We start from the raw sequence: 14,816 nt of genomic DNA, 5'->3' as shown, positions 1-14,816 counted from the left end.
TTAACTTTAAACTCTAAGACAAACATTTTACGCAGGGGGGACTTAGACAAAATCAGTATAGCACAATAAAAGTTAAGTTAACAAGATATAGTTTAAAAAGCCGTCCTAAAAGGACGGGGCTTTAACCCAAAATTTCGGTAACTCTTTCTTTTTTTCGATTCTTTGACCATTTTCCTGGTCGTAAGGTGATTTCTGATCAAGAAGATACCTGATAGATTAAAATAGGGGAAATGGCGAGTAGAAAAGAAAAAAATGGTGTCTATGCCAGAAGATACAGCCTTAACCCCCTCTCAAATCGAAGACTTACGTTTTGCAGCTAAAAAGATGACGGGGACTTCTGGGGGAGCCTTTCAAGGGAGGATTTGTCAAAAGTATTTTGAAGGAAATGCCAGAAAAACGGAAAAAATCTTGGGTTGGGGGCGAAGAGCAGTCCAATTGGGATTAGAAGAACAAAGAAGCGGCATAATATGTGTTGGGCGACATTCAACTCATAGTGGAGCGAAAAAATGGAAGAGAAACAACCCGAAGCTTCCGAGTCTTTAAGAAAAATAGCCGAGTCATACGCACAACAAAATCCAACATTTAATAAGCCCATTGCTTATACTCGACATGAGTGGAAAAGGTCAATAAAGTTGAAGTTAGTCAAGTTTAATTATTGTAATTAATCTGCTAATATTTGTCTTTTATTTACTTGTCAAAAAACCATCATTAGAACTTGAAAATAAAGTTAGGTTAGCGGAAGGTGTTCGCTAACTATTTTCCCCTTATTTTTTAAGTTGATTAGATTAGGTAAACTCTTGGTCAGAAATCACCTTATGATTTTTATTTTGTTAGCCATTATTCTTCCTTTATTTTGTCAAGAATGTCTCAGAAGAACAAAATCGCTTTAATTTTCATTGAATTGGGATTAATTAGCGCTATTGCTTTAAGCTTAGTTCTTCCAGAGGAGAAATTAATCCTTGCTTTATCTTTGCCTAGTGCTTTAGTCGGAGCGGGGTTAGCTCAATGGTCATCTTCTTCTAAGGACAATCAATGACTTTATGGCAAAGGGTGGCGAGCCGGTGGTCAAAAAGGACCACGATGGAATTATTCGGAGTGATCGATTTTTTGGGGGGGGTATCTAGAATGATAAAATAGGTGAAGTTCAAAGCATCATTCATTAGCTATGACCACAACCTACAAAGTAGAAATTTCTCATTTAGGAAAAATACAAACGATCGAAGTTAGGAAAGATCAAACTATACTACAGGCGGCCTACGATGCGGGGATTGACTTACCCAGTTCTTGCAATGCGGGCGTATGTACTACCTGCGCCGCTCAACTTTCCCAGGGTAGCGTCGAACAAGGTGAGGGCATGGGATTATCCCCCGACCTGCAAAAAGAAGGCTATGCTTTGTTATGTGTGGCCTATCCTCGCTCCGATATTAAACTGGAATCTGGCAAGGAAGAAGTAGTTTATCAACGTCAATTCGGAAAACCCTAGGCCAAACTGGGGTTAAGATGAGAAATTTTCGGGGGTTTCCCCCCAAAAAAACAGATTTTGAGCCAATAGAACCCAGCAAACCCTAACTAATAGTCGAATGCTGACTACTCAGGGAAAACTTTTCCTCTCTACCCTTAAGGGCCGCTTTCATGAAACCAGAAAAGAGAGGATGAGCTTTATTGGGACGAGAGCGAAATTCGGGGTGAAATTGGGTAGCAATAAAGAAAGGATGTTTTGGTAGTTCGATAATTTCCACCAAACGACCATCAGGAGAAGTGCCACTCACCAGATAACCAGTCTCAAAAAAGAGACTACGATAGGCATTATTGAACTCGTAACGGTGACGATGGCGCTCATAGATAACCTCCTGACCGTAGAGGGAGAAAGCCAGACTATCGGGGTTTAAACGGCAGGGATAGAGACCTAAGCGCATTGTTCCCCCTAAATCCACCACATCTGCCTGTTCTGGCAGTAAATTAATCACTGGATTGGGTGTATCCTCTTCAAATTCGGAACTATTGGCCCTTTCCAATCGGGCCACATTGCGACCCCATTCGATAATCGAACACTGCATCCCTAAACAGAGACCCAAGAAAGGAATATTATTGACCCTAGCATACTCGATCGCCTTAATTTTGCCATCCACACCCCTAATACCAAAACCACCTGGTACCACAATACCGTCAACACCGCTTAAATGAGCTTCGGCCGAATCGTTATCCACATCTTCGGCACTTACCCAACGCAATTCTATCTCGCTATTAAGGGCAATGGCAGCGTGTTTAAGGGCCTCCACCACCGAGAGATAAGCATCCCCCAACTGCACATATTTACCAACAATAGCTATCTCTAATTTTTGACCGGGGGATTGCATCTGTCGGATGAGATTTTCCCACTCCTCCAGATGGGGGTATCGGGAACCCAGGTTTAATAATTCTAGGGTTTGTTGCGCTAATCCCTCTTTTTCCAGATTGAGGGGAACTTCGTAGATACTGCTGGCATCCTGAGCAGTAATCACCGATTCCACCGGCACATCACAGAAAGCTGAGAGTTTTTCTTTTAACCCCGGTTGTAGGGGTAGATGACAACGACAGACTAACACATCCGGTTGAATACCGATCGATCTTAATTCCTTGACCGAGTGTTGCGTCGGTTTTGTTTTCATCTCCTTGGCGGCCGGAATCCAAGGAATTAGGGTAACGTGCATATAAACCACGTTATTTCGACCCACATCCTTCCTAAATTGCCTAATTGCTTCTAAAAAGGGCAAAGATTCGATATCCCCCACCGTACCACCAATTTCTGTGATGACAATATCGGGGTTGGTATCTTTGGCCACCCGGAGAATCCTTTCCTTGATTTCGTTGGTAATATGGGGAATTACCTGCACGGTTCCCCCCATATAAGCACCACGGCGCTCTTTATTCAATACCGCTTGATAAATCGAGCCAGTAGTCACGCTATTGAGACGGGAGAGTTCCGTATCGGTAAAACGTTCGTAGTGGCCAAGGTCGAGGTCGGTTTCGGCCCCATCATCGGTGACAAATACCTCTCCGTGTTGAAAAGGACTCATCGTACCCGGATCCACGTTGATATAGGGGTCTAATTTCAGAATTGAGACGGAATAATCCCGACTTTTCAACAATCTTCCCAAACTAGCGGCGACAATTCCTTTCCCAATACTGGAGACGACTCCCCCGGTGACAAAGACAAATTTACTCATAAAATTTTTCCTGCGATCGATTATACCTAGCAAGGGGTGAGAGTTTTCGGGATGGGGCGGTGTCATTTTCCCAGATTTCATTATAACCGGAGGATCTATACCCCGATCCTCGTTTTAGCTCCCTCTCGAAAATCTATTAGACCACAGCCTTCAGTCACCTTCATCCCAATCATCTAAATTTTCCGCTACAATCGAGAGTACTAAGACTCAGGGATTTATAAACTACTATTCATGATAGATTTTAATACTCTCGCTGAATTTTCCCGCAACTATTGCGTCTCGATTTGTGCCTTTTTAGTCCCCGCTAACTTAGTAACCACCGTTTTAACCCTTCTTTTTCTCTATTTCGGCCGTCCTACCCGTCAAGTCTTCCCCATTGCTTCCCTAGCTTTGTTGTTCGCTCTCACTATGTTTCTCCACGTCGCCACCTGGTTAATGATTGGTGTGGTTATGGCCCCCACTTTTATCCTCTTTGGACTGGGTTTAACCTGTTTTGTGATCAATCTTCAAGCCATCAGCGATCGCCAAAGCTTGGAACAGTTATTACACACTGGAGTTAGTCGTCTGGCCCGCTCTTTCAACTAAGAAAAGCGCCGAGACTTCCCACCCCACCATGAAGATAACCGCCCTTATCTGGCTGAATTTTTTTCAGCCAAAGACTTGACAAACTCAAAAATTTTTGCTAACCTTGTAGTATAGTGGGAATCCGTGTCCGCCTACGAACTCTCTTTTTAACTCTTTCTCAAGAATAAAAATTTTAACCCGAATTGCCGGTACTAGCTAAACTAAGAGCAGTACCACGGGAAACGGTGACTATGGAAGTTATTTGCACGCGTCCCCACTGTCCGAAACCGCGTAATCAATGCCCAGACCTAGACGATAGCAATCGCTTAACCTCGATCGAGCAGAAATATTGTACTACTTGCGGGATGCCATTAATTTTAGGGGGACGTTATTTGCCGGAACGTCTATTGGGAAAAGGAGGATTTGGGGCGGCATTTTTAGCAGTAGATCGTTATAGTCCCAAAAAAGCTAAATGTGTACTCAAACAATTTCAACCTTCCGGTAATTTAAGTCCGCAAGCTTTAGAAAAAGCGAAAAATTTATTTTTTCAAGAAGCGCAAGTTTTAGAGGAGTTAGGAAGAGAACATCCCCAAATCCCCGATCTCTATGCTTTTTTCCCTTTAAAAGTCAAGAATCAATTAACGGGAGAAGAAGAGCAATTTTTCTATCTGGCCCAGGAATATATCGACGGTAAAAACCTAGAAGAAATTCTCCAACAGCAACAAAAACCCTTTCAAGAAAGTGAAGTTAAAACCCTTCTCCAAGAATTACTTCTTATCCTCAAATTTATCCATGAAAATGGTTCCATTCACCGGGATATAAAACCATCTAACATCATGCGCGACAAAAATGGTCGCCTCTATTTGCTCGATTTTGGGGCAGTAAAACAGGCTACCAATAATCCCAATAATACACAAGAGAAATCCACAACAATTTATTCAGCCGGATTTGCTCCTCCCGAACAACAATTAGGCAATCAGGTATCGGCAGCCACGGATTTATATGCCCTAGCAGCTACCTGTGTTATGCTCTTAACTAATCGCGATCCTGACGAGCTATACGATCCCCAAAAACAGGTCTGGAATTGGCAAAATTATGCCCCTAACATCAGTGCAGATTTAGCCCGAGTATTCAATAAAATGTTACTAGCAAATCCCCTGGATAGATTTCAATCCTGTGGAGAAGTTTTAACCGCTTTAAATACACCTCCCCCATCTCCTCCATCCCCTCCAGCTTCTCCAATTCCTCAATCCCCTCCAGCTTCTCCAGTGATTAGAAAAACTTCCCGCTTTTCTCTTGGGGAAACTTTCGCTAATGCTGCCTTTACAGGATTTGAGGGGACATTATTAGTAATTGCCTTAAATAGTTTAGTCCCCTCGGTAGGAATTGTCATCGCCTTTATGATCTTAGGTGGCTTAGTTTTGGCATTATTTAAAAAAGTGATTGAAGGAAAAGATCTACCAATTATCGCAGCAATTACCCTCACCCTCCTCTTCTTTCTTTCGCGACTGCAAGGAAGCCTAAATTTTCCTGAAATTGCTATCATTGCCGTGATGGCTGCCATCGGGGCCATTGCTATTACCGCCTTTTTCCGGTTAATATATCAGATAATTTTGCGATTATTTTAAAACCCTAAAAGTTGCCAAATTATCATCACTACCGCCGGTAATCGTGCCACCGAGGTCTAAAATAGTTTGCAGATAGTCGAGGATTTCCTGAGAAATTAACTCTCCCGGCATCAAAACGGGAATACCGGGGGGATAGGGACAGATAACATCAGCACTAAGACGATCGAGGGCATTTTTCCGGGATACTATCTCTGTAGGGGCAAAAAAAGCCTTTCTAGGAGAAATAGCCGAATTTGCCGTGACTGGAGGAGGAGTGGGGGGTAAACTGGTAGAGGAAGGGGATTGAAGGCATTGAAAAGCAGTAATTAGGCGATTAATGTGTTCGCGATGATTGCCGATGGAGATAATAAAAGTAAGTTGGCTTAAAGTCGGTAATTCCGCCGTGACAGCGTATTTTTCTCGCAAAATATCGTCTATTTCGTAACCAGTTAAGCCAAAATCTTTGACAATTACCGTTAAACGAGTGCGATCAAACCAGTGACAACCCGGGATAGAATGGGGAAAGTCTAAAACAGAGATATTAGGGATTTTATCGAGTTCTTTTCGGGCAGTAGCGGCTAAATCGAGGGTTTTGGTCAGTAAATCTAGGCCTTGCGTCGCCATTTGCTTTCTAGCACTATCAAGGGAGGCGAGAAGCAAATAACTAGGGCTAGTGGTTTGAACTAATTGTAAGGCTCGATCGACTTTTTCGGAACTAATGCGATCGCTTTTTAAGTGTAACATCGATGCTTGAGTTAAGGCCCCTAAAACCTTATGGGTGGACTGAATAGCCATATCGGCGCCGAGAGAGAGGGCAGCCGGAGGTAAATCGGGATGAAAGGCAAAATGGGCCCCGTGAGCCTCATCGACGAGCAGCGGGATAGAATAATGATCGGTAATCTGGGCGATAGTTTCTAAGTCACAGCAAACCCCTTGATAGGTGGGAGAGACTACCATCACCGCTTTGGCATCGGGATGGAGTTTCAGGGCATTTTCGAGGGATTGGGGGGTTATATTTAAATTTAGATCGATAGTGGGATTATATTCGGGATTGATAAAGATAGGCTGCGCCCCGGAGAGAATTAAGCCAGAAATTGCCGATTTATGAATATTTCTCGCCAGAATAATTTTATCTCCCTCGCCGCAAGTGGCTAAAATCGCCGCAATAATGCCACAACTGGAGCCATTGACCAAAAACCAGCTTTTATCTGCCCCAAATGTCTCGGCTGCTAAAATTTGCGCTTCTTTAATCACTCCCGTCGGGGCAAACAAATTATCGAGGTCGGGTAATTCGGGTAAATCGGCTTTAAAGACGCTTTTTCCCAGTAAATTACTTAAATCTTCCCCGATTCCTTCCCCCTGCTTATGCCCTGGCGCGTAAAATGGTACATCTAAACTATTGACTTTTTTTTGCAGTTGTGATAGAAGGGGAGCGGATTCTGGCGAAGGCATTTTTAGAAGGAATTATGAATTATGAATTATGAATTATGAATTATGAATTAGACCTCGACCTAATATTATCTCAAGACCAAAAGTCTTTCTAGTCAAGGAATCTACCCTAATAAAAATTATTTTAATTGCCTCATATTTTTTCAGTGAAATTGAATTAGCAACGATAGACATACATTCCAGCCATCGAACTACTTAATTAGTATGCAGACTAAAAGCAAGCTGTGACTGGGTTATAATTTTTGGAGATGTCAATTAGACCTCGACCTAATATTATCTCAAGACCAAAAGTCTTTCTAGTCAAGGAATCTACCCTAATAAAAATTATTTTAATTGCCTCATATTTTTTCAGTGAAATTGAATTAGCAACGATAGACATACATTCTAGCCATCGAACTACTTAATTAGTATGCAGACTAAAAGCAAGCTGTGACTGGGTTATAATTTTTGGAGATGTCTATTAGGAAGTGGGGGACGAGGAGGCCAGGAGCAGGGAGAATAAATAAAAGCTGACTCCTGACTCCCCAAAAGGAAAACTTCGTAGCTCACCATTAAGATAACTGCTCTAACATCTCTAGGGACATTTAAGGCTTTTTGGACCCTATGTCCACAGCAACGGTCAGACTTTTGGCTTTGTTGGTTGCCATTGAGAAATTAAGCGAGAATACCGACCATATTAAGCGGATTTCGCCGATAGCATATCTCTGGAAGAACGCCATCCTAAGTCTGATATAGCAGGGGATAGCTTACGGTTTTAACCATTCCCGATGTGTTGAAATCTTCTAGAACTATCGTAGTGAAAAAGCCAATTAGGCAAGGGATTCTCCCACTTCTAAGAGGGGACAAAAGGGAAAATAGGGGGAAACCGTCCAGCGATAGAATTTTTTGCTGCTGGTGGACTGAAGATTAAAACGCAGGGAAACAAAGGGGAAAAAGGGAGATAGGGAACAATTCCAACTGAAAGCCGGCTGAGAAGTGGTATTATCGCCCTGCAAAGACCAAGCAGGGTATTGAAAAACCTCCAGGACGAGGGATTTTCCTTCATCGGTAACTTGGGCGCAGCTGCGACTAATGCCCGAAACCAAACAGAGACTATTACCGACACAATTGTCATTAGAAGCCACGATCAGGAGATCTTCCCCGGTGGTGGTTAGTTCAAAAGCGATAAAATCTCCAGCTTGCCAACGACTAAGGACTTGTCCCTGGGCATTCTGGTAGATAGCGCTGCAGTTTTCGGGATCGAGAAGACGATTACTATCGGGATCTAAGTAACCGCAAACCTTGCCCATCAGAAGGGTTCCATCCTGAAACCCATACACCCAATCAAAGGTATCGATGTTAGCGGCCCCTTGATTGCTTTTGTTGACCAATAGTAATCGATCGCTGACCACGGTTATTAATTCTCAATCAAACTAAGCTTCCCTTGATAACAAAGGTATCACTAAATACTAATTTCCCAAGGAAAAGATTTATTAATCTTAACTTGTCGGCCCCTGGGGAGAGTAAACTGGTCAGCTTAAATCAAGGCCAAAACCTGCTATCTTATGGGGAGACAAAAATTATCTAGATCTTGTTTTAGCGAGTGGTAGTAAGGGCATGGCGTACAAGCGGGTATTATTAAAACTGAGTGGGGAGGCCCTGATGGGCAATCTCGGCTATGGGATCGACCCGATGGTGGTTTCCGCTATCGCCCAGGAAATCTCCGAAGTGGTTGCTCAAGGCATCCAATTGGCGATCGTGGTCGGTGGGGGCAATATTTTTCGCGGGGTGAAAGCCGCCTCGGCCGGCATGGATCGGGCCACGGCCGATTATATTGGTATGATAGCAACAGTCATGAACGCTATGACCTTGCAGGATGCCCTAGAACGAGCGCAAGTGCCGACTAGGGTATTAACGGCGATCGCTATGCAGGAATTAGCTGAACCCTACATCCGCCGGCGAGCAATCCGTCATCTGGAAAAAGGTCGGGTGGTGGTTTTCGGTGCGGGATCGGGTAATCCTTTCTTTACCACCGATACCACGGCGGCCCTGCGCGCTGCCGAAATCGATGCGGAAGTGGTGTTTAAAGCGACGAAAGTGGATGGAGTTTATGATTCCGATCCCTCCCACAACCCTAACGCGCGACGCTTTCAAAGTCTCACCTACGGTCATGTACTGACCCATGATCTGCGGGTGATGGACGGAACTGCGATCGCTCTGTGCAAGGAAAATAATATCCCGATAGTCGTTTTCGATCTGTCGGTGACAGGTAATATTGTTCGCGCTGTCAAAGGTGAACCCGTTGGAACATTGGTAGGAGGATTCTGTGAAGTTAGCTGAAGTTCAAGACCATATGCAGAAAACCGTCGAATCAACCCAGAGAGGTTTTAATACGATTCGTACTGGCCGGGCAAATGCTTCTCTTTTAGATCGGATCATGGTGGAGTATTATGGCATGGAAACTCCCCTCAAGTCCCTGGCAACCATTAGCACTCCCGACGCAACCACGATCGCTATTCAACCCTTCGATCGTACCAGTATGGGGGCGATCGAAAAGGCGATTTCTCTCTCGGACGTGGGTTTAACCCCCAGTAATGACGGTCAGACCATTCGTTTGAATATCCCTCCCCTCACTAGCGATCGCCGCAAGGAATTGGTCAAATCGGTGGCGAAATTGGCCGAAGAGGGAAAGGTGGCGATCCGCAATATTCGCCGGGATGCGATCGATGCTATCCGTAAACAGGAGAAAAGTCACGAGATTTCTGAGGATGAATCCAGGGATTTACAGGATCAGGTGCAGAAATCCACCGATAAATTTATCGCCAAAATCGAGGATTTATTAGCGACAAAAGAAAAGGATATCTTGACGGTTTAAGTTTTTTTCTCCTCAGGGATAGAACAGGCTTTTTGTCTGTTCTATTTGGCTTTTTATCTCTATTTAAAAGCTATAGAGGAGTCAGTCCCGATGCAACAATTTATACTAAATCCGTTGAGTATAGGCTACTTATGAGGACAGGCAAAAGGGGGAATACATAATCAGTTTTTAATAACTGGATTTAGTATGACGGGGTAATGTGTTGTTGCTTACACTGATTTTTGGGAGTCATATAAGACAGTAATTTCTGGTAAACTTCATCGAGGCAAGGATTTATAGATTAGTAAGAAAGAGTCTATATTTCTCTAAAAAATCGTGGCTATTTGATATTTTATCTATGACTACTGACCAGCAGTAAATTTATCTGGTTTCATCAACAATTGTCAGCGTAATTCCGTCAAAAGTTCGAGACTGACTTGATGACCATTCCTGTTGAGTAATTTTAATCCCTTTTGCTTGAGCATAATCAGAATGAAACTCAAAAAATACTTGATTTCCTGCTTTAAAAATTTTAGCAAATTTATCGGGATATTTAGTCTTACTTAAAGCAATTTGAGCATCGAGAGAAGAACCTAACCAAATAGGAATTTCTCCTAAAAGAATTTTACGACTTTCTTGGTCATTCCACCGAATTAATAAATATGTACTTTTTTGTAATTGACGTTCCTCCTCCCAAAAGATCATCAAACCGATACAAAACCCTAAAATAGATGCACCAATTAAACGTCCTAACCGATCTGCTAAACTGGTTTCTATGGGAATAAATTGAGTTAATATTAAAGACATGAGAAGAAATCCAATTGACGCTAAACTACCCCCTAAGCTACCGCCTAAAAAAGCTCTTAATCTTTGTAAATTGGGAATAAAATAAGAAATACCTAAAGCGACAATGGCTCCTAAAATCGTCCATGCAATCAAACGAATGGCAATTTCTAAGGCTGAGGAAAAATTAACAGATGGTAATAATAACCATGATCCTGAAAAGAGAACAATAATGCCAAAAAACCAAGCTAACCCTTTTGAATAAAAAGTATAATATACTCCACAACCGACAATAAAACCAGCTATCAAGATTCCTGCATCCCCTAAATAATCGATGGTAAAAATCCAAGCTACAGCAGCAATAACTCCCAGTAGAAAACCTCGGATTAAGATTTCCTTTAAAGGAATATTACGTTTGATTGAATTGAGAATTCCAAAAGTAATTGTCCCAGCAATTCCCCAATTAATGACCCCAGCGATTAATTCAGAATTAGGAAGATTGGTTAAAATGGTAAATAGAGAAGAACCGATCCCCCCTGCGATTAAACCAGCAATAGTGCTTCCTATTAAAATCAGGAAAGTTTCTTTGATGGTTAAAAGACGACGATGTAAATAGTGATTCTGAGCAACAATTAAGGTTAAAGATAACCCTAGAGTAATAATAGCTGTCCATCCTCCTGTTCTTAACGAAGAATAAGTTAAACTATAATTACCTGTTGTTTTTGATTCTAATAATTGCTGATTATTAATCGCTAATTCTGCTTGACGAAACCCTTGATCAATTTCGCCAGAGTTCGCATAAAAAACTAAATTAGGATCCCCTGTTAAACGGGTTAAGTATTGAATATCAGCATCTCCTGTGGCGACAACAATCATTAAAATTGATTGATTTCTAGCTTTATTAGCTGCTAGAATAGCTTGAAATTGAGATTGAGGCATTCCATCCGTAAACAGTAAAATATAACGATTATTGTCAGTAGAAGATAAAGATGCGATCGCTTGTTTAATTCCTGCTGCCATCGGTGTTCCGCCTAGTGCTTGTAAGCTGTTAATTCCCTGATTTAATTGTGCCTGATTAGTGCTTAAAGAAGTGATAATATTAACCGTTTCACCGAAATTAATCACCCCTAACTGTTCTTTTGAGAAGTCGCGACGGTTAATAAAATTGATTGCCGCAGTTTTGACTTCTTCTAGTTTGCCACCTTCCATACTACCTGATGAATCGATTAAAAGAATAACCGCTTTTTGATCGGTTTGAGGTAGGGGAGAAAGTTCGGTTAAATGAAGAAACCATTCTCCTAAAATTAGAGCTATAATTAAACAGCCAATTCCTCCATATAAGGCAAATAATAAGGCTTTTTGATAATTTTGTTTGAGGGTTTGCAATAAACTTAACATGGTCTTTAATTTTTTAATAATTGAATTGGTTTTGAAAGGGAATAAAGTTGACGATATCGCTTACTTTTTATTTAGGAACTACCTCCCAAATAAAAGCCTAGCAAAAACATGATTAAGATGCCAATAATAAATAAGATAGACCAGGAAAAACCCGCAAATAAAACAAGACAAGCAGGGAAAGAAATCAGAGTTCCACCAACGAAAAAGATACCCACCAAAAGAAAGAGCGGTACTTTAATAGTATGGGTCATTAGTTGATAAAAATCACCAAGAAAACCCAATAAATTATTAAAAATTTTAGGTTTGAACCTTTGAGAAACTTTTTTCCTAAGATAATTTTCAGCATCAGAGTTTAGAGGATAAATCACTTGAAAGGTTTGGGGTTTATAAATTTCTTCAATCTGATAAGACCATGCGGTTAATTTGTTTTTCTTTTTTCTTCTTTCTGCCAGTTGATTGATCATAATAACCGTACAGGTTAGATCATGAGGAATCACTAAACAAGGATTTTTTTCTTCTAATAATGGTTTAAATTGCGGCAGTGTTAAAGCATCATTATGACGGGTCTTAGAATCATCATAAAAATGGGGTTGTCCGATATCTTTTTGATCAAAAGGGTTGAAAGTTGGCCTGTTGTTAGTATTAAACCATGCTAATAAATCCGTTAATTTTCCTAATCCTTGCGCTATAAAATAACGATATAATAATACTTCTTCTCTGTTGAGATCCTTTCCTTTACTAATAACAGCAATGATTGACCAAGCCTCTTTTTTATTTTTAACTTCTCGACCGATTATAACAAATTTTTGAGGGTTTAAACTTTTAGGAAAGCAAGGAATTTTTAATAATTCCTCATCAATGGCTTGATAAACCACATCGGGAATCGGCTCTAAGGTACAATTCATAAAGTCTTCTTCGGTGTAATCTTCCACCCACCACAAAACTTGTGTACCAACTTGTGAAGATTGTACTTTAACTCCTGTACTAAATTCGTGAATCTCAATAGTACTCATGATTTTTTGTCAAAAGTAAGGATTATTGCTTAGTATTTATGTGCCGCTAATGGCGATCACCTCACCCTAAAATGAGTCTCTATTCAATCTTTTATCGTAGGATCGGGGGGAAGTTATGCAGGGGAGCGGCTAAATAATACAATTTTATTATAGTTGAGATAAAATTTAGGCGAAGCTGGATCAGCGATCGCATTTAACTTCGATAAATGAGACAGACTAAAGAAAGTTAATGAGGATCAAGTCATGACACAAAATGAGTTAATGTTAGAACGATACTTTACTATCCTAAAAACTAGGTTAAACTGTATAGGGAACTTCAACAAAGGGATGTTGAGTTAAGTCGAAATCTTTAGTATTGTGAGTGACTAATTTAAGGTTATAATGAAGGGCAATCGCTGCTTGAATTGCATCGGGTAATTTCCATTGTAGGCTCTTTTGATGGGGGAGTTTGTTCAACTTTTTCCTGATTTGTTCACGACGAAGTTGGATGACTAAATCGATGATAGTTTGATCTAATTCTATTAGGTGAAAGTAGGATAAAACTTGTTGAGCTTGATGAAAGGTGGTTTCATCCTCAAATCCAATCAAGACTTCTGCTTTAGTAATGATAGAAATACAAGCATCATTTTTATGTTTTCTAAGATAGCTGGTTGCTGCTGAAACTCCATTAAAATGGTCAATCAGAATACAAGAATCTATCAATTTTTTCATGACCATTCCTCTCGAATTTTCTGTTGATATTCTAACCCATCTCCTTTTGTCCATATTCCTTGAGTATTTTCTAAAAGCGTTTCAAAATCGGAAGAAGATCCAGCTATATCTTCTTCAACAACCTCAATATTAATGTTCAGCTTTGTTCCTTCTTTGAAGGGTAAATTAGAGAGAAGGATTTGCTGAGAGTTATCAAGGGTTATCTGAGTTTGATAGGAAGTCATAAGATTAAGCTATTTGAAGATAGTTAAAATCATTATAGCAGAAGTCAGAATTATGAGGTCGGAAGTCGGAAGTAAAAGCTATAAAGAAAATACAGTTTTTGTCATAGCAACGGCAAATGATATTTCTAAGTTTCCCCCAGAATTTTTAAGAAAAGGCCGATTTGATGAGTTATTTTCTGTTAATTTCCCTAAGGACGAGGAACGGAAAAATATTTTTAAAATTCATCTCATTAAAAGACGTAAATGGCATAAAGATATTGATCTCAATCTTTTAGCACAGCAAACTGATCAATTTAGTGGTGCTGATATTGAAGCAGTGGTGAAGGAAACTATTGAAAATGCTTTTATTGATACTTTTAAGGATTCTACCCCTCAGAATTCGGATATAACGACTATAACGACTGATCATTTATTGAAAGTTATTCCAACTATTCAACCCCTTTCAAAATCCTTTGCTGATAAGATTAAAATCATTCAAGAGTCTCTTGCAAAAATGAGTTTTAAGCCAGCTAGTTAGCCTATTTCTATTTAATTAATCAAATTTTATGTTCAAGATTGAGACAACTTAAAGAAAATTAATAGTATACTCGTTTTGAGACAGCATAGACAAGATAGCTTTTTACGAATAATAATAAGATACATTGATCATCGGAGAATAAGTCTTATGGGAGAATTAATTGGTTTTATCATCGGGATTTTGTTCCTCTTTATCATTATCGATATGATGTTCATGGGACAATTGGGATTAACCGGCGGATTTATCGGTTTATTGATGCAAATCTTGATCTCAGTCTTCCAAGCGGTAATTCAGGTAACTATGCAGTTGATCGGGGTATTTGTCCCCATTTTAGTGCAAATTACAGGAAACGTTCTTAAATATACGGCAAAAGCAGCAATTCTCATTTTAAAAAGTAACAAGTGATACAGACAGAAACAAAGCTTTAAGCGAGCTACAAAATGCGCTCCCGCGAGTGCGACTGCATCGCAGAGAAGTGAGTATATAGAGTATTTATACTCAAAATATTTGA

At 40.5% G+C, this 14,816-nt stretch carries 16 protein-coding genes and 1 pseudogene; 9 read left to right on the top strand and 8 right to left on the bottom strand.

Going from position 1 to position 14,816, the window contains the following annotated elements:
* Positions 1 to 261: 261 nt before the first annotated feature.
* From IM450_RS12730 to IM450_RS12720, 3 genes are all read left to right on the top strand, one after another.
* Complete coding sequence (locus tag IM450_RS12730) at positions 262 to 543, top strand: hypothetical protein (RefSeq protein WP_287669000.1); 282 nt, start codon at positions 262 to 264, stop codon at positions 541 to 543.
* Between the two features lie 319 nt (positions 544 to 862).
* Positions 863 to 1,036 carry a hypothetical protein gene (locus tag IM450_RS12725; RefSeq protein ID WP_002800478.1) on the top strand — a complete coding sequence of 58 codons (174 nt, stop codon included), beginning with the start codon at positions 863 to 865 and terminating at the stop codon, positions 1,034 to 1,036.
* A gap of 129 nt (positions 1,037 to 1,165) precedes the next feature.
* Complete coding sequence (locus tag IM450_RS12720; RefSeq protein WP_002800481.1) at positions 1,166 to 1,483, top strand: 2Fe-2S iron-sulfur cluster-binding protein; 318 nt, start codon at positions 1,166 to 1,168, stop codon at positions 1,481 to 1,483.
* Between the two features lie 82 nt (positions 1,484 to 1,565).
* Here IM450_RS12720 and pyrG read toward each other — a convergent pair whose 3' ends face one another.
* Positions 1,566 to 3,206, bottom strand: coding sequence for a glutamine hydrolyzing CTP synthase (pyrG, locus tag IM450_RS12715; RefSeq protein ID WP_002800483.1), 1,641 nt, complete (start codon positions 3,204 to 3,206; stop codon positions 1,566 to 1,568).
* A 231-nt stretch (positions 3,207 to 3,437) separates the two neighbouring features.
* Between pyrG and IM450_RS12710 the strand changes: the two genes are divergently transcribed.
* Positions 3,438 to 3,791: a hypothetical protein gene (locus IM450_RS12710; protein ID WP_287668998.1), complete on the top strand. Its 354-nt coding sequence runs from the start codon at positions 3,438 to 3,440 to the stop codon at positions 3,789 to 3,791.
* Positions 3,792 to 4,021: 230 nt separating this feature from the next.
* Positions 4,022 to 5,398 (top strand): serine/threonine-protein kinase, encoded by a 1,377-nt coding sequence (locus tag IM450_RS12705; RefSeq protein WP_287668995.1) that lies wholly within the window; start codon positions 4,022 to 4,024, stop codon positions 5,396 to 5,398.
* Here the strand turns inward: IM450_RS12705 and IM450_RS12700 are convergent.
* From IM450_RS12700 to IM450_RS12690, 3 genes and pseudogenes are all read right to left on the bottom strand, one after another.
* Positions 5,390 to 6,829 carry an aminotransferase class I/II-fold pyridoxal phosphate-dependent enzyme gene (locus IM450_RS12700; protein WP_002800487.1) on the bottom strand — a complete coding sequence of 480 codons (1,440 nt, stop codon included), beginning with the start codon at positions 6,827 to 6,829 and terminating at the stop codon, positions 5,390 to 5,392. The genes IM450_RS12705 and IM450_RS12700 overlap by 9 nt on opposite strands.
* A 576-nt stretch (positions 6,830 to 7,405) precedes the next feature.
* A pseudogene (locus IM450_RS12695) lies at positions 7,406 to 7,621 on the bottom strand (RNA-guided endonuclease TnpB family protein); the annotation flags it as partial.
* Between the two features lie 14 nt (positions 7,622 to 7,635).
* Positions 7,636 to 8,217, bottom strand: coding sequence for a hypothetical protein (locus tag IM450_RS12690; protein WP_287666784.1), 582 nt, complete (start codon positions 8,215 to 8,217; stop codon positions 7,636 to 7,638).
* A 205-nt stretch (positions 8,218 to 8,422) separates the two neighbouring features.
* On the opposite strand from IM450_RS12690, the gene pyrH reads away from it, so the two are divergent.
* Positions 8,423 to 9,145, top strand: coding sequence for a UMP kinase (gene pyrH, locus IM450_RS12685; protein WP_002800489.1), 723 nt, complete (start codon positions 8,423 to 8,425; stop codon positions 9,143 to 9,145).
* 13 nt (positions 9,146 to 9,158) lie between these two features.
* Positions 9,159 to 9,680: a ribosome recycling factor gene (gene frr, locus IM450_RS12680; protein WP_373276097.1), complete on the top strand. Its 522-nt coding sequence runs from the start codon at positions 9,159 to 9,161 to the stop codon at positions 9,678 to 9,680.
* A 360-nt stretch (positions 9,681 to 10,040) separates the two neighbouring features.
* Here frr and IM450_RS12670 read toward each other — a convergent pair whose 3' ends face one another.
* From IM450_RS12670 to IM450_RS12655, 4 genes are all read right to left on the bottom strand, one after another.
* Entirely contained in the window at positions 10,041 to 11,840 is a 1,800-nt protein-coding gene (locus tag IM450_RS12670) for a vWA domain-containing protein (protein WP_287666787.1), read from the bottom strand.
* Between the two features lie 71 nt (positions 11,841 to 11,911).
* Positions 11,912 to 12,853, bottom strand: a complete 942-nt coding sequence (locus IM450_RS12665) for a hypothetical protein (protein WP_287666789.1) — start codon at positions 12,851 to 12,853, stop codon at positions 11,912 to 11,914.
* A 297-nt stretch (positions 12,854 to 13,150) separates the two neighbouring features.
* Positions 13,151 to 13,564: a PIN domain-containing protein gene (locus IM450_RS12660; RefSeq protein WP_287666791.1), complete on the bottom strand. Its 414-nt coding sequence runs from the start codon at positions 13,562 to 13,564 to the stop codon at positions 13,151 to 13,153.
* A complete protein-coding gene (locus IM450_RS12655; protein WP_287666794.1) occupies positions 13,561 to 13,788 on the bottom strand; it encodes a hypothetical protein in 228 nt (75 codons plus the stop codon). Before IM450_RS12655 ends, IM450_RS12660 begins: the two co-directional genes overlap by 4 nt.
* 52 nt (positions 13,789 to 13,840) lie before the next feature.
* Between IM450_RS12655 and IM450_RS12650 the strand changes: the two genes are divergently transcribed.
* Together IM450_RS12650 and IM450_RS12645 are read left to right on the top strand one after the other, a co-directional pair.
* Positions 13,841 to 14,305, top strand: coding sequence for a hypothetical protein (locus IM450_RS12650; RefSeq protein ID WP_287709508.1), 465 nt, complete (start codon positions 13,841 to 13,843; stop codon positions 14,303 to 14,305).
* Positions 14,306 to 14,452: 147 nt separating this feature from the next.
* A complete protein-coding gene (locus tag IM450_RS12645; RefSeq protein ID WP_287666800.1) occupies positions 14,453 to 14,710 on the top strand; it encodes a hypothetical protein in 258 nt (85 codons plus the stop codon).
* Positions 14,711 to 14,816: the final 106 nt, after the last annotated feature.

Source organism: Microcystis sp. M083S1 (genome assembly GCF_020246405.1).
GTDB classification, from domain to species: Bacteria; Cyanobacteriota; Cyanobacteriia; order Cyanobacteriales; family Microcystaceae; genus Microcystis; species Microcystis aeruginosa_C.
Note: the sequence above shows the minus strand (reverse complement) of the source record. Positions and strands in the feature narration are given on the sequence as shown.